Raw genomic sequence first — 19499 nt, 5'->3', positions numbered from 1 at the left:
CAGTGGCCGCCCTCACAGAGGGATCGATCAAGTACCAGCTGACCAGCCGGTCTGCACTACCCGTGAGTAGGGGCATAGTGGAAGGCATGGCAACCGCGCAGTGGAACGGCAAGATCATCGCTTCGAGCGACGACACCGTCGTCGTCGAAGGCAACCACTACTTCCCGCTGGAGTCCGTCGACCCGGCCGTGCTCAAGCCGACGGACCACACCTCGCACTGCCCGTGGAAGGGCAACGCCAACTACTACTCGCTGGTGGTGGACGGCGCCGAGAACACCAACGCGGCCTGGTACTACGCCGAGCCGAAGGACGCGGCGAAGGAGATCAAGGGCCACGTGGCGTTCTGGAAGGGCGTCGAGATCAGCGCTTGAGCCCCAGGGCTCCGGCGATGTCCGCGTAGTGGCCGTTCAGCGACTGGACGGCCACGTGGTCGGCACCCGCGTCGACGTGCGCCTGCAGCTTCGCGGCGACCTGGTCCGGCGTGCCGTGCGCGACCAACGCGTCGATGAGCCGGTCGGACCCCTGCACGTCCTCCTCGGAGAACCCGTAGCGCCGCCAGTTCTCCACGTAGTTCGTGAGCGTGAAGTAGAGCGCCAGCTGCTCACGGGCGATGGCCCGCGCGGCTTCCGGGTCCTCCTCCACGACCACGGTCACCTCGGGCGCGAGGAGCTTGTCGCCCAGCGCCTCGCGGGCTTCGGCCGTGTGCTCGACCGGCACCAGGTACGGGTGGGCGCCCGCGGTCCGGTCGGCCGCGAGCTTCAGCACCTTCGGGCCGAGCGCGGCGAGCACCAGCCGGTCGGCGGGCACGTCGAGCCGGTCCAGGTACGAGACGAGCTTGCCGTACGGCTTCTCGTAGGCCTGGTCGAGCTGGCGGTGGCCGACGCCGACGCCGAGCAGGAACCTGTCGCTCGCGAGGCGGTGGAACTCGGCGGCGATCGCCTCCGGTTCGGTCTGCCAGACGTTGGTGATGCCGGTGGCGACGGTCATCGAGGTCGTGGCGTCCAGCGCCTGCTCGACGAGGGCGATGTCGGGCGACGCGCCGATCCAGAACGCGCCGAAACCGAGGGCCTCCAGCTCCGCGATCCGGTCGATCTTGCCCGCCCACTCGTAGTGCGAGCCCCAGACACCGAACGTTCCCAGCATTCGAACCCCATTCGTCGTGGCGGACTACCTTGCGCAGTATGCCGATCTTGAGCACCACAGACCTGGAAGTCTCACGCCTCTGTTTGGGTGGCAACGTCTTCGGCTGGACCGCCGACGAGGACCAGTCGTTCGCCGTGCTCGACGCCTTCGTCGCGGCGGGCGGGAACTTCGTCGACACCGCCGACGTGTACTCGGCCTGGGGCGAGGGCAACTCCGGTGGTGAGTCGGAGACGATCATCGGCCGGTGGCTGGCCTCCCGCGGCAACCGCGACGACGTCGTGGTCGCCACGAAGGTCGGCATGCTCGCCGGGTTCGACAACCAGAAGCGCGAGACCGTGCTGACCAGCGCCGAACGCTCGTTGAAGCGGCTCGGCGTCGACCACATCGACCTCTACTACAACCACCGCGACGACCTGAACACGCCGCTGGAGGAGACGCTCGCCGCGTACGACCAGCTCGTCCGCGACGGCAAGGTCCGCCACGTGGCCGCGTCCAACTTCTCCGCCGAACGCCTCGCGCGGGCGTTGCAGATCCAGGAGCGCGAGGGCTACGCGAAGTTCGTGGCGTTGCAGCCCGAGTACAACCTGGTCAGCCGCTCGAAGTTCGAAGGTGACCTGCAGCAGGTCGTGGCCGGGCACGGGCTCGCGACGCTGCCGTACTGGGGCCTGGCGCGCGGCTTCCTGACCGGCAAGTACCGGCCGGGCGTCGAGGTCGAGAGCGCTCGGGCCGGCGCCGCGTCGCAGTACCTCGACGAGCACGGCCTGCAGGTGCTGGAGGTGCTCGACGAGCTGGCCGAGACGCACTCGACGACCGTCGCCGCGGTCGCCCTGGCGTGGCTCGCACAGCAGCCGACCATCGCCGCGCCGATCGCGTCCGCACGGACGTTGGAGCAGCTCAGCGACCTCACGCCGGTGCTCACGCTGGAGCTCACCCAGGCCGAGGTGGACCGCCTGAGTGCAATTTAACTTGCCAGTAGCTTACTGGGAGTAGGTTGGGTTACCGTGGCGGGCATGGACGTCACGGGCAAGGTGGTACTGATCACCGGCGCGGCCAGGGGCATCGGCGCCGAGGTGGCGAGGCAACTGGCCGCGCGCGGGGCTCGTCTCGCGCTCGTCGGGCTGGAGAAAGCCCAGCTCGAAGAGGTGGCGAGGCAGACCGGCGGCAAGGCGTGGGAAGCCGACGTCACGGACTGGGACGTGCTCGACCGCGTGATGAACGAGGTCGCGGCCCACTTCGGCGGCATCGACGTGGTGGTGGCGAACGCGGGCATCGCGGCCACCGGGTTCGTGCGCTCGATGGACCCCAAGGCGTTCGAACGGGTCATCGAGGTCAACCTGCTCGGCGTGTGGCGGACGGTCCGCACGGCGTTGCCGCACCTGATCGAGAGCCGCGGCTACTGCCTGGTCGTGTCGTCGCTCGCGGCGATCGTCCACATCCCCGGCAACGCGGCCTACTCGGCCGCCAAGGCGGGCTGCGAAGCGTTTGCGGACAGCCTGCGCGCCGAGGTCAGGCACCTGGGCGTCGGCGTCGGCACCGCGTACTTCTCGTGGATCTCCACGGACATGGTCAACAGCGCCGACGAGCACCCGGTGTTCGGCAAGCTGCGCCAGGGCATGCCGGGGCTCGCCAGCAAGAAGTACCCCGTCCGCAACGTCGGCAGGGCCGTGGTCAGGGGCATCGAGAAGCGGTCGAAGGCGGTCCACGTCCCCGGCTGGGTCGGCGCTCTCAAGTACTTCCGCGCGTTCACACCGGTGGTCGTGGACCGCCAGGCGGTCGCGGAGATCGCGGACGCCGACCGGCAGATGGCCGCGAGCGACACATCAGGCCTGGTCGGGCCCGGCGGGCAGGCTGCTAGTCGGTGAGCCAGAGGCCGGTGACGACGTTCCACTCGCGGATCTTCCACTCCGCGACGACGGACGCCGCCGTGTACGGGTCGGCCGCGATGACCTCCTTGAGCGCCGCCTCGTCGGCGATCTCGTAAACGATCATCGCGCCGGCGTCGTCCGCGAACGGGCCACCGGCCAGGACCACGCCCTTCTCGACGAGAGAGGCGATGTACTCGCGGTGCGAGGGGCGGGTCGCGAGCAGGTTGTCGCGATCCGGGGCGAACACCAATTCGACAGCAAAGCGGGCCATGCCACCACCGTAGTGAAGCTGACCGGTACCGTCCTACCTTGTGGTTGGCGAAGAAACCCCGCGCACCGTGCAGGACACCCTGACCAACCTGCGAATCAAGGACGGCGTCGCAGGACCTCCCACAGGGCCCCTCACGCTCGAAGACCTGTACAAGCAGCACCGCATGCGCCTGGTCAGGCTCGCGCTGCTGCTCGTCGACGAGCCGTCGACCGCCGAGGACGTGGTCCAGGAGGCTTTCACCGGCCTGCACCGCAACTGGAAGGGTCTGCGCGACTCCCAGGCCGCGGTCGGGTACCTCCGCACGGCCGTGGTCAACGGTTCCCGCAGCGTGTTGCGCCGCCGCAAGACGGCCCGCGACTACACGCCCCCGCACGTCGCGAACGCGCGCTCGGCCGAGTCGCTCGCGATGCTGACGGCGGAGCACCAGGCCGTGGTCAAGGCGTTGCAGCAGCTCCCGCCGCGCCAGCGCGAGGTGCTCGTGCTGCGCTACTACGGCGACCTGTCCGAGGCCGAGATCGCCGAGGCCACCGGCATCTCGAAGGGCACCGTGAAGTCGACGGCGTCCCGTGCGCTCGACGCCCTGCAGAAGATCATGGCGGGCTGAGCCGACAGTAAGGCAACTTGACCGTTTCCCCAGTTGAGGCCGTTTTGCCCGTTGCGGGCGGTTTCAGCTCGTAAGACCACGCGCCCAAATCGGTACTTGGTATAGACCAATAGGCCCCCCATGCCGCAGGATCAGTCCCCGTGGCACGCAGACACGTGGTCGCCGTCGACATCGGTGGCACCGAAACCAAGGCGGCGCTCGTCACCGGCACCTCGGACGCGGTGGCGGCGGTGAAGCACGCCCGCCGGGCGACTCCCGGTGAGCTGGAGCCCCTGCTCGACGTCATCGCCGAGCTCGTCGAGGAGCTCAGCAACGCCTCCGAGCACGAGATCGACGCCGTGGGAGTCGTGGCGCCGGGCATCGTGGACGAGGCCAGGGGCGTCGGCGTGTACACGGCCAACCTCCCGTGGAGCGGGTTCCCGTTCGCCACCGTCCTGTCCGAACGGCTGGGCGTGCCCACCGCGTTCGGTCACGACGTGCGGGCCGCGGGCCTGGCCGAGTGCCGCATGGGTGCCGCCAGGGACCTGCGCAACGCGGTGATCATGCCCATCGGCACGGGCATCGCCGGGGCGTTGCTGCTGGACGGGAAGATCTTCGCCGGCGAGGGCTACGCGGGCGAGATCGGCCATGTGAACGTCGGCCACGGCGTGCCCTGCGCCTGTGGCCAGATCGGCTGCGTGGAGACAGTGGCGTCCTCCGCGGCGATCGCCCGCCGGTACGCCGCACGTACCGGCACCCCCGTCAACGGCGCCGCTGAAGTCGCGCGCAGGGTCCGTGACGGGGAGCAGGACGCCGTCGCCGTGTGGCACGAGGCCGTGGACGCGCTCGCCAGGGGGATCCTGGTGCTGGCGACGCTGCTCGGTCCGGAGGCCGTCGTGCTCGGCGGTGGGCTCGCACTCGCAGGAGACCTGCTGGTGGAGCCCCTGAGGGAAAGGCTGGACGGGCTGATCGCCTTCCAGCGCCGACCGGAGCTTCGGCTCGCGGCGCTCGGCGACGAGGCGGGCTTCCTCGGCGCGGCGCTGCTGGCCATCGACACGCTGGAGGCGTGATGAGCACGTGGGGTGGACCAGTCGACGTGACCCTGACCGGTGGTCGGGTCGTCACGCCGGAGGGGGTGCTCGAGAACGGGTGGGTGAGCATCTCGGGCGGCCGCATCGCCGCCGTGGGCGAGGGCACCGCACCGGACGGACAGACGATGGACGTCGCGGGCGGCACGATCGTGCCCGGCTTCGTGGACATCCACTGTCACGGCGGTGGCGGCGACGCGTTCACCAGCAGCGACCCGGTGAAGATCCGCAAGGCGGCCGCGGCCCACCGCAGGCACGGCACCACGACGTTGCTCGCGTCGCTGGTCTCCCGCCCGGTCCCGGAACTCGCCGACCAGGTCTCGGCACTCGCCGAACTGGTCCAGGAGGGCGTCGTCGCGGGCGTGCACCTGGAGGGCCCGTTCCTCTCGGCGGCCCGCTGCGGCGCGCACGACCCGGCGATCCTCTGCCCGCCGGAGCACACCGCCGTCACCAAGCTCCTGGACGCGGGCAAGGGCACCGTCCGCATGATCACCATCGCGCCCGAACTGGAAGGCGCCGTCCAGGCCGTCCGCCAGCTCGTGGACTCGAACGTCATCGCGGCCATCGGCCACACCGACGCGACGGAGGCGCAGGTCCGACCGGCCGTCGACGCCGGCGCGTCCGTCGCGACGCACCTCTTCAACGGCATGCGCCCGCTGCACCACCGCGAGCCGGGCCCGATCGGCGCGCTGCTCGACGACGAACGCGTGACCGTCGAACTGATCTGCGACCTGGTGCACCTGCACCCCACGGCCGTCCGCCTGGCGGCCCGGCACGCGGGCCTGAACCGCACGATCCTCATCACCGACGCCATCGCCGCGGCAGGCGTGGGCGACGGCGTGTACGACGTGGGCGGCCTCGAAGTCCGAGTCGTCGACGGCGTTCCAACGTTGGCAGGAGGCGCCGCCCTCGCCGGCAGCACCCTCACGATGGACGTGGCGTTCCGCAACGCCGTCAACTCGTGCGGCCTCTCTCTCGTCGAGGCCGCACACGCCACTTCGACCCGCGGCGCCGAACTCCTCGGCCTCGACACGGGCAGGCTCGCCGCCGGCCTGGCCGCGGACCTGGTAGTCCTGGATGCAGAATTGAAGCCCCGGGACGTGATGGTCAAGGGCGAGTGGGTGAAGGACTAGGTGCATGGCAGACGATCCGGAACGACTGGTGACCGACGCTCTGAGAGCCCAGGCCACCAGCACAAATGCCGGATTTGCCGTACCTGTCCGTTTTGACGACGAGCCCCCGGCACCCATGTCAGCGTGGTGGGTGCTGGGCCTCGCACTGCTCCTCGGCCTGGCCGCGGGCACGGTGGCGGCGGTGATCACGCTCGGCTGACCTGTACCGTTGGGCGCGTGACGATTGCATTGGGCCCTGACTGGCTGGACCCCACCGTGCTGCTGAACGGGCTCGGCCCGTACATGCTCATCGGGTTGTGCCTCATCATCTTCGCGGAGTGCGGGCTCCTCGTCGGCTTCTTCCTGCCGGGCGACTCCCTGCTGTTCACAGCGGGCCTCTTCGTCGCCGCCGGCACCATCGACACCCCGCTGTGGCTGGTCTGCGTACTGCTGACGATCTGCGCCTTCGTGGGCAACGTCGTCGGCTACTACATCGGCCAGAAGGCAGGCCCGGCGCTCTTCAGCAAGCCGGAGTCGAAGATCTTCAAGAAGGAGTACGTCGACAAGACGCAGGAGTTCTTCGACAAGTACGGCGCCCGCGCCATCGTCCTGGCCCGCTTCGTCCCCATCGTCCGCACCTTCATCACCGCGATGGCGGGCGTGGGCAAGATGGACCCGAAGAAGTACTTCACGTACTCGGCCATCGGCGGCGTCGCCTGGGCGGCAGGCCTGACGATCCTCGGCTACTTCCTCGGCCAGGTCTCGGTCATCAAGAACAACCTCGAGATCACCCTGCTGGCGATCGTCTTCCTGTCGATCGTGCCGATCATCATCGAGGTCATCAAGGCACGCAAGGAGAAGAAGACGCTGGTGGAGGCCGAGGCCGACGACATCACCCAGGTGATGCAGGCGCAGGTGCACCACGACGACGCGACGCAGGTCATCCCGCGCGTGGAGCGCTGACCGCACACCGCAAGCCAAGAAGGCCCACCCGCTCTCGGAGCAGGTGGGCCTTTTGCGTTGCGGGGGAAGGGAAGAGGGGAGGGAGCGGGCGAGGAGGCTGGGGCCGCGAACCTGCACTGCCGACCGCAGTCGTCAACGCAAGCCGACCACCCACTCAAGCCAGGCGCGCGCTTAACCAGACAGCCGGCACCGCACCCCAACTCTCTTTCGTCCCGCCCCAACCGGACCACCCTCGCAAGGTGACGGAATCCCGGGGACGCAGTCAAGACGGGGCCGATCGGACCGGTTTCCACCCGCGACCTTGCGGCGAACCGGACACCGCCCCTAGGTTCGAAGTGGTCTGGACCACCGGGGAGGGGACCGCAAAGATGTCGCTGTTCCGCACAAGCTTGGCGGTCACCCTGACCGCCCTGGCCGTCTCAACAGCCACAACGGCACCAACCGAAGCAGCGCCCAACACACACCGCACCAAGATCGTCGGCGCCTACTACGGCAACTGGTTCAGCGGCTCCAAGCCCATCTCCCAGATCCCCACCGACACCCCCATCACCCACCTCTTCTACGCCTTCTCCACCATCGAGAACGGCAAGTGCACGATGCCGGCGACCACCGCCCAAAAGGACTTCGCCGACATCAGAGCCCTGAAGCAACGCAAGCCGAGCCTCAAAGCCCTGATCTCCCTGGGAGGCTGGGGCGCAGGCGGCTTCTCGGACGCGGCTCTCACCCAAGCCACCCGCCACACCCTGATCAACTCCTGCAAGGAGCTGTTCTTCACCGACGGCACCTTCGACGGCATCGACATCGACTGGGAGTTCCCGGTCTACGGCGGCCCGACGGAGATCACCGACCGCCCGGCGGACAAGCGCAACATGACCTTGCTGACCAAGGACTTCCGCACGGCCCTGGGCAACAAGAAGCTGGTCACCGCAGCCCTCCCGGCAGGCCGTCTGCAGACCGACGGCCCCTACGACCCGGCGAAGAGCTTCGAACTCCGGGAACTGGCCGAGGTCATGGATTTCATCAACGTCATGACCTACGACCTGGGCACCGGCTTCTCGCCCGTGGCCACCTTCAACGCCGGCTTCAGAGAGGTCGCCAACGACCCGATGCCGCGCGAGGACCGCAGGTGGAACAACGTCGTGGGCGCCATCAACTACTACGAGCGCCACGGCGTCCCCAGCAACAAGATGGTGCTGGGCGTGCCCTTCTACGGCCGCGGCTTCAACGTCAAGGCAGAGGGCCGGCAGCACGGCCTCTACCAGCCGTACGACAGCGCGTTCTGGGTGGACGGGTACGACGAGGTCCGGAACCTCAGGAACGCACCGGGGTGGAAGGAGTACTGGCACCCCGTGGCGCAGTCGCCGTGGTTGTACAACGCGGCGGAGAAGAAGTTCGTGTCGTTCGAGAACCCGCGGTCCATCAAGCTCCGTGCGGACTACGCGAAAGCACGCGGCCTGCTCGGCACGTTCATGTGGGCGTTGGGGCATGACGACGCGCAGCACTCGTTGTTGAAAGCCATGTCCCGCTAGTGCAGCGGCAGGAGGACCGGATCGCGTTGCTGCGCCAGGCTTTGCGGAGTCCGGACGCGTGGCAGGTGGCGGCCGCCCTGAAGTACGTCGGGGACACGTTGGAGCCGGAGCTGAGACGACGGCTGGTTCCTGACCTCGTCGAGCTCAGCGCCAGCCCGTTGTGGGCGTCCGAGACCAGGGAAGTGCTCGAAAGGATTTGAGTCTCCCGTTACGTCAAGGTGTTGGTTGAACGGCATGACCACACGACGTGAAGTGCTGGGATGGCTGGCCGGGCTCGGCGCGGCGGTGGCGCTGCCGGGCCGGGCCGGGGCCACGACGAACGTCACCGCCGTGCGCGGGGTGACGGTGATCGACTCGTCCGGCGTCCGCCCGAACACCACCATCGTGCTGGCGGACGACAGGGTTCTCGCGACGAACCCCACAAACCTGCCGCCGAACACCACGACGCTCGACCTGCACGGCAAGTTCGTCATCCCCGGGCTGTGGGACATGCACGTGCACGGCGCGTACCTGGACCGGATCACCCTGCCGTTGTGCCTGGTCAACGGCGTCACGGGCATCCGGGAGATGTGGGGCTTCCCGCAGCTCCACGACCTGCGCGACCGCATCGAACGCGGCGAGGTGCTGGGCCCGAGGCTCGTGGTGGCCAGCGCGATCATCGACGGGCCGCACTCCACGTTGCCCGGCGCGACGATCGTCAGCACGCCCGAAGAAGGCCGCCAGGCCGTCCGGAACGCCACCGGCGCGGACTTCGTGAAGGTCTACTCGTACCTGGACCGGCCGACGCTCGCCGCCATCGCCGACGAGTGCGCGAGACAGCGCATCACCTTCGCCGGGCACTGCTCGGCCCACGTCGCGATGGGTGACGCGAGCGACCTCGGGCAGCGCACGTTCGAGCACATGTACGGCCTCCCGCTCGCCACCAGCAGCAACGAAACCCAGCTGCGCCAAGCGATCGCGACCCTGCCGCTCGACCCGGCCGCCCCGTTCGCCTGGTTCAGGCAGGTGCTGGAGTTCGAACGGCAGGCGGCCCTGTCGCACAGCCGGAGCAAGGCCGCGAGGCTCGCGCACCGCCTGCGCCGCAACAACTCCGCGCTCTGCCCGACGATGGTCACGATGCGCGTGCTCTCCAGCCCGGCGGACCGGTTCGCGAACAGCCCCAACACGAAGTACCTGCCGGCCTCCTACCGGGACTTCTGGCGCGACAGCCTGAAGAACTGGGCGCCCACGACGGACGAGGAGATCCGGCAGCAGGCCGACTTCCTCAAGCGCCGCATGGACCAGACCGCCGAGATGCACGACCACGGCGTGGAGGTCCTGGTCGGCACGGACGCGGGCAACCCGTACGCGTTCCCGGGCTTCTCCGTGCACGACGAACTGGAGCTCCTGACCGAGGCGGGCCTCTCGCCCAAGGCCGTCCTCGACGCCGCCACCAGGAACACGAAGATCAGGCCCGGCGCCGAAGCCAGCCTCGTCGTGCTCGACGCCGACCCGCTCGCGGACATCCGCAACACCACACGCATCCACACCGTCCTGACCCGAGGGAGAGTCCTCGGGCCGCAGGAACGGCGGAAGATGCTCGCGGAAGTCGAGAAGGCCGCCGCCGAACCGTTCCCGCCGGCGGCACGGACCTGCTGCTAGTGGCGCGTCTCGGAACGTTGGCGAGGTAATCCACGCCCAGCAGGGCGCCTCCCGTCACCGCCCCCACGCCCCCGTACCACCAGTACGAGGACGTGGGGGCGGCACCACGATGCACCCGTCTGAACGCGAATTCCCCCGGCAACGTTCCGAGCCACACCACTAGAACATCGAGCCCGGGTTGAACAGGTTGCCGGGGTCCAGCGCGCGCTTGATCTCGCGGTGGACCCGCAACCCGACCGGCCCGATCTCCTTCGCGAGCCACTCGCGCTTGATCTTGCCGATTCCGTGCTCCCCGGTGACCGTGCCACCCAGGGAAAGACCGACGGCCAGGATGTCGTCGAACGCCTTCTGCGCCCGCGCGAACTGATCGGGATCGGCCGGGTCGTAGACGATCGTCGGGTGCATGTTGCCGTCACCGGCGTGACCGACGACGGCGATCTTGAGGCCGACCTCGGCGGAGATGTCCTCGCAGCCCTGGATCAGCTCGGCGATGCGGGTGCGCGGCACGCACACGTCGTCGGTCAGCCACGAGCCGTAGATCTCCAGCGCGGTCAGCACGGCGCGGCGGGCGGTCAGCAGGTCGCGGCCCTCGTTGACGTCCTCGGTCGCGTAGACGAGGTCGGCCTCCAGACAGATCTCCTCGATCTGGGCCAGCTCGTGCCGCGCCTGCTCGCCGCCCGCGTCGGACTGGCAGATCAGCAACGCCGCGCAGCCGGGTCCGGCGCCGAGCTCGGTCTTCAGGTACGTCTCGGCCGCCTCGATCGACGTGCGGTCCATGATCTCCATCAACGACGGCACCAGGCCCTCGCGGACGATCTTGCTGACGGCCCTGCCCGCGGCGGCCGTGGTGCTGAACGCGGCCACGAGCGTGGCCGGGGCCTGCGGCAACGGGCGCAGGGCCAGGGTGGCCTGGGTGATCACGCCGAGCGTGCCCTCGGAGCCGATGAAGAGCTTGGTGAGGTCGTAGCCCGCGACACCCTTGACGGTGCGGCGGCCGGTTCGCAGCACTTCCCCGTCGGCCAGCACGACCTCGAGGCCGAGCACCGAGTCGGTGGTCACGCCGTACTTCACGCAGCACAGGCCACCGGCGTTGGTGGAGAGGTTGCCGCCGATCGTGCACCAGTCGTAGCTGCTCGGGTCCGGCGGGTAGAACAGGCCGTCCTTCTCGACGCGGCCGCGCAGGTCGAGGTTGACCACGCCCGGCTCGACGACGGCGAGGCGGTTGTCGGGGTCGACCTCGACGATCGCGTTCATCTTGGTCAGGACGAGGACGACGCAGCCCTCGATCGCGTTCGCGGCACCGGAGAGGCCGCTGCCGGCACCACGAGGCACGATCGGGACCCCGTGGGCGGCGCAGGCCCGCACGACCGCCTGGACCTGCCCCGTGTTCTGGGGGAACACCACCGCCAGCGGACTGCCGTGCGGGGCCAGCGGCATCATGTCGCGCCGGTAGCTCGCGGTGACGTCGGTGTCGGTCAACACGCCGGAATCACCCACGGCGGCGCGGAGTTCCGCGAGCAAGGTCTCCATGGAGCCACGCTAGCCCGAACCGGCCGTTCCACTCGACGGCGATCTCGGCGGAGGGGAGTTCACGTGGTGATCCGGTGTGCTCAACCCAGATTTGGACAACCCGTCAGACCGATGTCGCCATGCCACCCGCACGGCACGACGTAGGCTGGTTCACCGTGGCGCACGCTTTCGCCTCGCTGGAGTCCGCTGGTCCGGTGGCCGTCTGGGTCATCGTGCTCAGTTTCATCTTCGTCGAGTGCGCATTCATCTTCGGGCTGTTCCTGCCCGGTGACTCGCTGCTGTTCGCGGCGGGCGTGGTGCTGGCGACGCACAACAGCGAGCTGTCCGCGTGGCTGCTGTCCCTCGCCGCACTGGTCATCGCCGTCGTCGGCAACCTCGTCGGGTACTACATCGGCCGCGGCACCGGTACGCGCGTGCTCGCCCGCAAGGGCGGCAAGGTGCTGAACCGGCACAACCTGAAACGCGCCGGCGACTTCCTCGACCGCCGCGGGTTCTGGGCGGTGGTGCTCGCCCGCTGGATCCCGTGGATCCGCACGCTCGCCCCGATGATCGCGGGCGCCGCGCGGATGGATCTCCGCAAGTTCACCGTGGCCACGACCTTCGGCGCCGTCGCGTGGGTGCCGACGCTGGTGCTGGCCGGCTACTACGGCGCGGGCATCATCGAGTCGGTGCCGTGGCTCGAAACGGCCGCCATCATCGTCAGCATCGCGTTCTTCCTGGGCGGCACCGGCTGGGGGATCTGGCGTTACCGCCAGGAGATGGCCAAGCCGATCGACGAAACGGCCGAAGTCGGAACGAACTAGCGACAAATCGTTCGAACAGTGCTTACCTGTCCTTTCCACGAGAAAAGGCGGGGAGGCCTTTCATGCGATTCATCGGCGCATTCATCGCATTAATTGCCCTGTTCGGCCCAGTAACACCGGCGCAGGCACAACCGATGCCGCAATGCGGTCAGGTCATCACGCAGAACTTCACGCTGACGGGCGATTGGAGCTGCGGAAACGCGCCCGCGCTCATCGTCGGTGCGAATGGGTTGAAAATAAACCTGAACGGACACACCCTGAGTGGCACCCCCGCCATCAGGATGGTCGACGTCGACGGCACGACGGTCCGGAACGGCACCATCCCCAGCAACGTCGAGGCGGTCAACGCGACCGGCACCCGGTTCGTCGACCTGACCATGGGGCAGCCGAGCTCGGCCTCGGGTGGCGACTGGACCGGCTCGACGGTGACGTTCGTGCGCAGCAGGATCACCATGTGGCGGTTGTTCTGCGGGACGCGCTGCGAACTGGTCGACAGCACGTCCAGCCTGAACCAGATCTACTCCGACCACCTGGTCCTGCGAGGCGGCGGCTGGCACGGCATCAACTTCGTCGGGGCCATCAAGGCCGACGTCGTGAACACCACGCTGCACTCCCTCACCATCGGCGGGCTCGAACGGCTGACCATCCGGGGCAGCGACCTCAAAGGCGCCGAGGTGATCGCGAGCGGCCGGGTCGAACTGCTGAACAACACGTTCAGCACCGGCAACTGGCTCGGCGTCCACCGGCCGGTCAGCGGCATCATCCGCGGGAACAGGTTCGAGAAGATGCAGCAGGCAGGCCTGGCCGTGCGCGCCCAGACGACGCTCAACGGCCCGTTGCTGATCGAGCGCAACACGTTCGCCGACAACCGGCGCGACGGCCTGCGAATCGACGTCCCGATTCCACTCGACATCACCGTGCGCAGGAACACCAGCGAGAACAACGGCCAGTACGGAATGTGGGCGCCCGAGGGTGCCGTGACCGACGGCGGCGGGAACTCCTCGAGCAACGACGCCCTCGGCTGCTCCGGCCTGACCTGTTCCTAGAGCACCTCGGTGATCAGCAGGTCCGCTGATCCCTTCGACGAGTTCACCATCAACGCGTTGACGTGGTCGGTGCCGTGCAGCACCCTCTCCTCCGCCTCCGACAGGGTCCGCCCGTACCGCAGGTGCCGGTCGATCAGGCGCTGCACGCGCACGTCCTCGTCGATGAACAGGAACCACGCCTCGTCCAGGATGATCCGGACGCGCTTCCACTTGTCGTAGTTGAGCAGCAGGTAGTTGCCCTCGGTGACGACGAGCGGGACGTCCGGGTGCACCGGCACGGCGCAGGCGACCGGTTCCTCGATCTCGCGGCGGAACTCCGGCGCGTAGATCAGGTCCGGCCCGCACGCCTTGATCCGGCCGAGCAGGTCCACGTAGCCGGGGATGTCGAACGTGTCGGGCGCGCCCTTGCGTTCGACCAGCCGCAGCCGTTCGAGCACGCTCTGCGCGAGGTGGAAGCCGTCCATCTCGACCAGCGCGGCCTGGCCGTCGAGGGCCTCGACGAGCCGCCGCGCGAGTGTCGTCTTGCCGGAACCGGGTGCGCCGCCGATGCCGAGAATCTTGCGCTCACCCATGTCCGCGAGCGCCCGAGCCCGTTCTAGCAGCTCGTCGAACCTGACCTGCTGTCCTGCCACCGCGCCAGCCTCTCAACCCAGTCCCCGACCGCACCGACGCGAACGGCGGCCGCCTCCGACGCGAAGCCGATGGCCTCCACCGGGTCCGCCCCCGACGCGAGCGCCAAGGCGTACGCGCCGTGCCAGACGTCTCCGGCACCGTTCGTGTCCTTCACCTCCACCACGGGCACGGGCAGCTCTCCGCGCGAGCCGTTCCGCGACCAGGTGACCGGCTTCGCACCCTGCGTGCGAATGACCAGCGGCACCCCGAAGGAGTGCACCTCGGCCTCGGACCGCTCGAACCCGGAAGAGCAGGCGGCCACGTCCACCAGCGGCAACAGGTGATCCAGGACAGGTTTCCAGCTCCCGGCGTCGAGCACCACAGGCAATCCGAGAGCTTTCGCCTGACGAGCGACGGGGATCACCAGCCCGTCGTGGTGCCCGTCCACCAGCACCACGTCCGCCGCGGCCAGCAGTTCGGCCAGATCGGGCGCGACCACCTGCACCGATGCGTTCCGGGACACGACCGTGCGTTCGCCGTCGGAGTCCCGGACGACGACCATGCTCACCGGCGTCGTTCCCTCGACCGCGGTGACTTGGACGGGCTCCAAGGCGGCCTGGACGAATTCACCCAGTGCGTCGGCGCCCAACGCGGTGAGCAGCGACGCCCGTCCTCCGAGCGCCGCGACGGCCCGTGCCGCGTTGGCCGCCGGACCACCGGGGGTCAGCGCCACGCCGAGCGAGCGGATCTTCTGCCCGGGATCCGGGAACTCGTCCACCCGTTGGGTCACGTCGAGAGTTGTGAGCCCGACACACAGCACGGCTGCCATCTGGGCTTCCTCCAAACGGGTATGGTCCCAGGTCATGGTCACCATGCGGGATGTCGCGGCTCTCGCGGGGGTCTCCATCACCACGGTGTCACACGTGATCAACGAGACGCGGCCGGTCGCCGGGGACACGCGTGAGCGCGTCCAGAAGGCGATCGACGAGACCGGGTACACGGGGGACGCCATCGCGCGTTCGCTGGTCATGGGCGGCACGAAGTCGCTGGGCCTCGCCGTGTCACTGGTCTCCCACCCGTACTTCGCCGAGCTGATCGCCGCCATCGAGTCGGAAGCGACTCGCAACGGCTACTCGCTCGTGCTGATCGACACGCGGGACACCCCCGAGTCCGAGCAGGCCGCGGTCCGAATGCTGCGCTCGCGCAGAGTCGACGGGCTGCTGCTCACACCCTCGGCCGGCGGCGGGAGTCTCGTGCTGCCGGAACTCAAGAGACTCAGCATCCCGACCGTGCTGGTGGACCGGCTGACCGTCGCCAAGGACATCGACCAGGTCGGGCCGGAGAACGTCCAGGCCACCTCCGGCCTGGTCAGGCACCTCGCGGAACTCGGGCACCGGCGGATCGGCATCGTCTGCGGCAAGGCGGGCGTGGCGACGACCGAGGAACGCATCCTGGGCTACCGCCTCGGCCTCGGCCGCGCCGGCCTCAAGTGGGACGAGGCCCTGGTCTCGCAGAGCGGCTGGCTCGCGCCGCTGCTCGACCAGGACGACCCGGCCACCGCCGTCGTCGCCGCCGACCACCTCGTCACGGTCGGCATGCTGCACGAGATGCGCGCCCGCGGTCTCAAGCTCGGCACGGACCTGGCCGTGGTGGCCTACGACGAGGTCGAGTGGGCCACCTTGATCGAACCGCCGCTCACCACACTGGCCCAGCCGGTCGAGGAGATCGGACGGACCGCGGTGAAACTGCTGCTCTCCCGCATCGCCGACCCCGAGAGGCCACCGGAGACCATCCGGCTCGCGCCCTCCCTCATGCACCGGCAGTCGTGCGGATGTTGATCCCCGGCCTCGTCTCGGTGACGTTCCGGCAGCTCACGGTCTCCGAGATCGGTGAGCTCGCGACGGAGTGCGGCCTGCAGGCCGTGGAGTGGGGCGGCGACGTGCACGTGCCGCCCGGTGACTTCGCGGCGGCGCGCAAGGCCCTCGACACCGGCCTGAAGGTGGCGGCGTACGGGTCGTACTACCGCGCCGGGGTCTCCGACCGCGCCGACCTGGCGCCGGTCCTCGAGACCGCGGCCGAGCTGGACGCGCCGTTCGTGCGGGTCTGGGCGGGCACGTCCGGCTCCGAGGAGACACCCGACCGCGGGCCGGTGGTCGACGCGCTGCACCACGCCGTCGAACACGCCGAGGCGATGGGCACCAAGATCGCGCTGGAGTACCACCGGAACACGCTGACGGACACGCTCGACTCGACGGTGCAGCTGCTGGACGAGGTCGACGGCGTGGTGTCGTACTGGCAGCCGCGCGGCGGTCAGGACGTGTTCTCGGCCGTGCACGAGGTGCGGACGCTCGAACCCGTGACGGCGCACGTCTTCTCGTGGGGTCCCGGTGGCTTCACCGAACGGTTCCCGCTCGCCGAGCGCCGCGACCTGTGGAAGCCGGTGCTCTCGGAGCTCGCGAAGGACGGCGTCGAGCGCAACGCGCTGCTGGAGTTCGTGCTGGACGACTCACCCGAGCAGTTCCGCGAGGACGCCAAGGCGTTGCTGAGCTGGATCAAGCCGTAGCGACGTCCAGCCCGCGCCGTTCGAGCAGGGCGGCCGCTTCCAGGCACATCCAGCCGCCGAGCTGGACGGACAGGTCGCGGCCCTCCACCTCATCGGCCGGAACAGTCCACTCCGGGCCGAACAGCGGACCGCTGACCGCCATCACGCGGTTGGTCCACGCGGCTTCCGCCGACTGCACCACGAGTTCGCGGGCCAGGTCGGCGGTCTCGTGCCGGTCGGGGTCGAGGTCCGGGATGATCAGCGCGGCCTGGGCGAGGTAGCGGGTGAGGATGCCCGCGAACAGGCCTCCGTCGCCGCCGCCCTGACCGCGGATCACGCCGTTGGTGGCGAGGTCGTCGTGCACGGCCGTGATCGTGCGCGCGGCCTTGTCGAGCCACTTCTCGGCTTGGCCGTGCTGGGCCAGCTCGACGCACGCGCCGATGAGAACTCCTTGGCAGTACGTGAAGATGTTCTTCTCGTACTCGCGGATCTCGCCGTCGGGGTGGACGTGCAGGCCGTCCCACGCGAGGCCGTTGCCGGGGTCGACCAGGTGCTCCTCGATCCAGTCCACAGTGGACCGGGCGCGGGCGAGGTCGGTGCGTTCGTTCTGGCGGGCCAGGAAGATCGCCGCCGGGCCGTTCGCGGGGACGTTCTTGAAGTCGTCGTCGCGCTTCCACCAGATGCCGCCGCCGGCGTGGTCGGTCCAGCCGTCGCGCAGCTGCTCGGCGATCGCGTTCACCGCCTTGGGCTTCGCGATGCCGACCTCGCGCTCGGCGCGTTGCAGGGCCAGGCCCAGCCACGCGACGTCGTCGTAGAAGTCGTTGGTCCAGCCCAGGATGTTGCGGACCCGGATGCCGCGCACGACCTTGGTGATCGCGGTCTTGCGCAGCTCGTTGGGCGAACGCAGGTAACCGTCGATCATGCAGTCCAGCAGGTGCGCCTGCCACCAGTAGTTGAAGCTGGTGTGGATCTTGTCCCGGAAGAGCGGGGGCCACGCCCGCGCCCCGAGGAGCGTGCCCGGCACACCCCAGACCCTGCGCAGGTGCCTGGAGTACACCGCGCGCTCCGCGACACCCGCACGCGCTGCCAGCAGTTTCGCGATCGCCACCCGATCATGGTGCGCGCTTGACCGATCAAGAAGCTCGGTGAATCGCCCAGTGGTACAGGCCCATCGCCACAGAAGTTGTCAGGTTGTAACTGCTGACCTTCTCGCGCATGGGCAGCCGGACGATCCGGGACGCCCGTGCGCGCACCTCGTCGGAGATGCCGTGGCGTTCCGAGCCGAACGCCAGCACGGCGTCGTCCGGGATCGGGCCTTTCAGCAGGTCACCGTCCGCGTCGAACGCGATCAGCTCGCCCGCGAAGTCGAGGCTCGTGACCTTCGCCACCGGCAGCGCGAAGTGCAGCCCCGCCGAGCCGCGCAGGACGTTCGGGTGCCACGGGTCGACGTCACCGGTGGAGATCACGCCACCCGCGTCGAGCCCGGCCGCCACCCGGATGGCCGCGCCGAAGTTGCCGAGGTTGCGGGGGTTGTCCAGCAGCACGACCGGGGCCTGGCGGTCGAACGCCAGCTCGGGCCGTTCGGCGAACCCGGCCACGCCCGTCGGGTGCGTGCGGCCCACCCGCAGCTTGAAGTGGCTCTGGTCGACCTCGGTGGCGGCGGCGAACCGCTCGCGCAGGTCGGGGGCGTGCGTCTCGGCGAGGGCGACCGCGGCGGCGAGGTCCGTCGTGATCAACGGGTCCACGTGCCCGCCGAAGCGCAGCGCGTGCTTAACAGCGTGAAAGCCTTCGAGCAGCACGGTGACCAGCATAGAAGCCGATCCAGGAGACGATCACGATCGACCCCAGCACCAGCTGGACCAGCGTCGACGCGCTCTCCGGGTACCAGACGCCGTCGATGTAGTGGTCGATGAACCCGGTTTCCAGCACGGGCAGGCCCGCCATCGCCCTGAGGTCGTTCTCCCAGGTCGTGAGGGGACAGACCGTCGGCGTGAGGATGCTCAGGACCGCCCACGCGCCCAGGGCCAGGTGCGGGTAGATCACCCAGCGCCACCGCCAGGCGAGGTATCCGCCCACGAGCAGGAACGCCAGCACCGCGAAGTGCAGGAGCATGACCGCTTCGGCAAGAGATCTGGCCATTCGCACCACCCCGTCCCTGTTCCAGACTAGGACGGGATGGCTCGAACCGCTCTCGACAAAACCTCAGGCGAGACCGAGGTCGTTCAGGTCGAGCAGGTAGCGGTATTGCAGACCCTCGGCCTCGATGGCCTCCTTGGCGCCCGTGCCGCGGTCGACGACCGTGGCGACGCCGATGACCTCGGCCCCGTGCTCGCGCAACGCCGTGACGGCCGTGAGCACCGAACCGCCCGTGGTGGAGGTGTCCTCGACCGCGAGCACCCGCTGGCCGCGCACGTCGATGCCCTCGATCTGCCGCTGCATGCCGTGGGCCTTGTTCGCCTTGCGCACGACGAACGCGTCGAGCACGTCACCGTCCGCCGAGGCGGAGTGCATCATCGCGTAGGCGACGGGATCCGCGCCGAGGGTCAGACCGCCGACCGCGACGAAGTCCCAGTCCGATGTGAGCTGCCGCAGCAGCTTGCCGATCAGGGGAGCCGCCGCGTGGTGCAGCGTCGCCCGCCGCAGGTCGACGTAGTAGTCGGCTTCCTTGCCGCTGGAGAGGGTCACCTTGCCGTGCACCACGGCCAATTCGCTCACCAGACGAGCGAGTTCCGACTTCGCGTTCGCGTCCAAGACCACTTCAGTTCGCACGG

Annotated in this window: 24 protein-coding genes; 15 read left to right on the top strand and 9 right to left on the bottom strand. The window is 69.1% G+C overall.

What is annotated here, in order from left to right; translation table 11 throughout:
* The first annotated feature begins 86 nt into the window (after positions 1–86).
* Entirely contained in the window at positions 87–371 is a 285-nt protein-coding gene (locus QSK25_RS10625) for a DUF427 domain-containing protein (protein ID WP_285637170.1), read from the top strand.
* Here the strand turns inward: QSK25_RS10625 and QSK25_RS10620 are convergent.
* Positions 361–1143, bottom strand: a complete 783-nt coding sequence (locus QSK25_RS10620) for a TIGR03620 family F420-dependent LLM class oxidoreductase (protein ID WP_285637167.1) — start codon at positions 1141–1143, stop codon at positions 361–363. The two genes, QSK25_RS10625 and QSK25_RS10620, sit on opposite strands and share 11 nt — an antisense overlap.
* A gap of 38 nt (positions 1144–1181) precedes the next feature.
* Between QSK25_RS10620 and QSK25_RS10615 the strand changes: the two genes are divergently transcribed.
* Complete coding sequence (locus tag QSK25_RS10615) at positions 1182–2108, top strand: aldo/keto reductase (protein WP_285637164.1); 927 nt, start codon at positions 1182–1184, stop codon at positions 2106–2108.
* Positions 2109–2153: 45 nt separating this feature from the next.
* Positions 2154–3005 carry an SDR family oxidoreductase gene (locus QSK25_RS10610; protein ID WP_285637161.1) on the top strand — a complete coding sequence of 284 codons (852 nt, stop codon included), beginning with the start codon at positions 2154–2156 and terminating at the stop codon, positions 3003–3005.
* Here QSK25_RS10610 and QSK25_RS10605 read toward each other — a convergent pair.
* Positions 2995–3279, bottom strand: coding sequence for a YciI family protein (locus QSK25_RS10605; RefSeq protein WP_285637158.1), 285 nt, complete (start codon positions 3277–3279; stop codon positions 2995–2997). The genes QSK25_RS10610 and QSK25_RS10605 overlap by 11 nt on opposite strands.
* A gap of 40 nt (positions 3280–3319) precedes the next feature.
* Here QSK25_RS10605 and QSK25_RS10600 point away from each other — a divergent pair, with 40 nt between their 5' ends.
* The 8 genes from QSK25_RS10600 (at position 3320) to QSK25_RS10565 (ending at position 10195) form a co-directional block, all read left to right on the top strand.
* Positions 3320–3883 (top strand): SigE family RNA polymerase sigma factor, encoded by a 564-nt coding sequence (locus QSK25_RS10600; RefSeq protein ID WP_030477748.1) that lies wholly within the window; start codon positions 3320–3322, stop codon positions 3881–3883.
* A gap of 140 nt (positions 3884–4023) precedes the next feature.
* Positions 4024–4932, top strand: a complete 909-nt coding sequence (locus QSK25_RS10595; protein ID WP_285637151.1) for an ROK family protein — start codon at positions 4024–4026, stop codon at positions 4930–4932.
* On the top strand, positions 4932–6083 hold the full coding sequence (gene nagA / locus QSK25_RS10590) for an N-acetylglucosamine-6-phosphate deacetylase (protein ID WP_285637148.1): 1152 nt from the start codon (positions 4932–4934) through the stop codon (positions 6081–6083). The genes QSK25_RS10595 and nagA overlap by 1 nt, the downstream gene beginning before the upstream one ends.
* A 4-nt stretch (positions 6084–6087) precedes the next feature.
* Positions 6088–6282 carry a hypothetical protein gene (locus QSK25_RS10585; protein WP_285637138.1) on the top strand — a complete coding sequence of 65 codons (195 nt, stop codon included), beginning with the start codon at positions 6088–6090 and terminating at the stop codon, positions 6280–6282.
* 23 nt (positions 6283–6305) lie between these two features.
* The gene (locus QSK25_RS10580; protein ID WP_285637620.1) at positions 6306–7025 is read left to right on the top strand and encodes a DedA family protein; all 720 of its coding nucleotides are present in this window, start codon (positions 6306–6308) and stop codon (positions 7023–7025) included.
* A 389-nt stretch (positions 7026–7414) separates the two neighbouring features.
* Entirely contained in the window at positions 7415–8554 is a 1140-nt protein-coding gene (locus tag QSK25_RS10575; RefSeq protein WP_285637135.1) for a glycoside hydrolase family 18 protein, read from the top strand.
* Positions 8554–8754, top strand: coding sequence for a hypothetical protein (locus QSK25_RS10570; RefSeq protein WP_285637132.1), 201 nt, complete (start codon positions 8554–8556; stop codon positions 8752–8754). The genes QSK25_RS10575 and QSK25_RS10570 overlap by 1 nt, the downstream gene beginning before the upstream one ends.
* A gap of 34 nt (positions 8755–8788) precedes the next feature.
* The gene (locus tag QSK25_RS10565; RefSeq protein ID WP_285637129.1) at positions 8789–10195 is read left to right on the top strand and encodes an amidohydrolase family protein; all 1407 of its coding nucleotides are present in this window, start codon (positions 8789–8791) and stop codon (positions 10193–10195) included.
* Positions 10196–10354: 159 nt separating this feature from the next.
* On the opposite strand, the gene QSK25_RS10560 is transcribed toward QSK25_RS10565, so the two are convergent.
* Positions 10355–11725 carry an FAD-binding oxidoreductase gene (locus tag QSK25_RS10560; RefSeq protein WP_285637126.1) on the bottom strand — a complete coding sequence of 457 codons (1371 nt, stop codon included), beginning with the start codon at positions 11723–11725 and terminating at the stop codon, positions 10355–10357.
* A gap of 119 nt (positions 11726–11844) precedes the next feature.
* Here QSK25_RS10560 and QSK25_RS10555 point away from each other — a divergent pair, with 119 nt between their 5' ends.
* Entirely contained in the window at positions 11845–12528 is a 684-nt protein-coding gene (locus QSK25_RS10555; protein ID WP_502881820.1) for a DedA family protein, read from the top strand.
* A gap of 62 nt (positions 12529–12590) precedes the next feature.
* Entirely contained in the window at positions 12591–13574 is a 984-nt protein-coding gene (locus QSK25_RS10550; RefSeq protein ID WP_285637120.1) for a right-handed parallel beta-helix repeat-containing protein, read from the top strand.
* Here the strand turns inward: QSK25_RS10550 and QSK25_RS10545 are convergent.
* Together QSK25_RS10545 and QSK25_RS10540 are read right to left on the bottom strand one after the other, a co-directional pair.
* Positions 13571–14146 (bottom strand): nucleoside/nucleotide kinase family protein, encoded by a 576-nt coding sequence (locus QSK25_RS10545; protein ID WP_285637618.1) that lies wholly within the window; start codon positions 14144–14146, stop codon positions 13571–13573. The genes QSK25_RS10550 and QSK25_RS10545 overlap by 4 nt on opposite strands.
* Positions 14147–14169: 23 nt before the next feature.
* Positions 14170–15015: a PfkB family carbohydrate kinase gene (locus QSK25_RS10540; protein WP_285637118.1), complete on the bottom strand. Its 846-nt coding sequence runs from the start codon at positions 15013–15015 to the stop codon at positions 14170–14172.
* Between the two features lie 34 nt (positions 15016–15049).
* On the opposite strand from QSK25_RS10540, the gene QSK25_RS10535 reads away from it, so the two are divergent.
* Positions 15050–16024 (top strand): LacI family DNA-binding transcriptional regulator, encoded by a 975-nt coding sequence (locus QSK25_RS10535; RefSeq protein WP_285637116.1) that lies wholly within the window; start codon positions 15050–15052, stop codon positions 16022–16024.
* Positions 16018–16749, top strand: a complete 732-nt coding sequence (locus QSK25_RS10530) for a sugar phosphate isomerase/epimerase family protein (protein ID WP_285637616.1) — start codon at positions 16018–16020, stop codon at positions 16747–16749. Before QSK25_RS10535 ends, QSK25_RS10530 begins: the two co-directional genes overlap by 7 nt.
* Here the strand turns inward: QSK25_RS10530 and QSK25_RS10525 are convergent.
* The 4 genes from QSK25_RS10525 to pyrE form a co-directional block, all read right to left on the bottom strand.
* On the bottom strand, positions 16739–17836 hold the full coding sequence (locus tag QSK25_RS10525) for a glycoside hydrolase family 76 protein (protein WP_285637113.1): 1098 nt from the start codon (positions 17834–17836) through the stop codon (positions 16739–16741). The genes QSK25_RS10530 and QSK25_RS10525 overlap by 11 nt on opposite strands.
* Before the next feature lie 25 nt (positions 17837–17861).
* Positions 17862–18527 (bottom strand): TrmH family RNA methyltransferase, encoded by a 666-nt coding sequence (locus tag QSK25_RS10520; protein WP_285637110.1) that lies wholly within the window; start codon positions 18525–18527, stop codon positions 17862–17864.
* A complete protein-coding gene (locus tag QSK25_RS10515; RefSeq protein ID WP_285637107.1) occupies positions 18499–18867 on the bottom strand; it encodes a DUF2784 domain-containing protein in 369 nt (122 codons plus the stop codon). The genes QSK25_RS10520 and QSK25_RS10515 overlap by 29 nt, the downstream gene beginning before the upstream one ends.
* A 63-nt stretch (positions 18868–18930) precedes the next feature.
* Positions 18931–19485 (bottom strand): orotate phosphoribosyltransferase, encoded by a 555-nt coding sequence (gene pyrE, locus QSK25_RS10510; RefSeq protein WP_285637614.1) that lies wholly within the window; start codon positions 19483–19485, stop codon positions 18931–18933.
* Positions 19486–19499: the final 14 nt, after the last annotated feature.

The organism is Lentzea sp. NBRC 102530 (assembly GCF_030269365.1).
In the GTDB taxonomy this organism is placed as follows: Bacteria; Actinomycetota; Actinomycetes; order Mycobacteriales; family Pseudonocardiaceae; genus Lentzea.
Note: the sequence above shows the minus strand (reverse complement) of the source record. Positions and strands in the feature narration are given on the sequence as shown.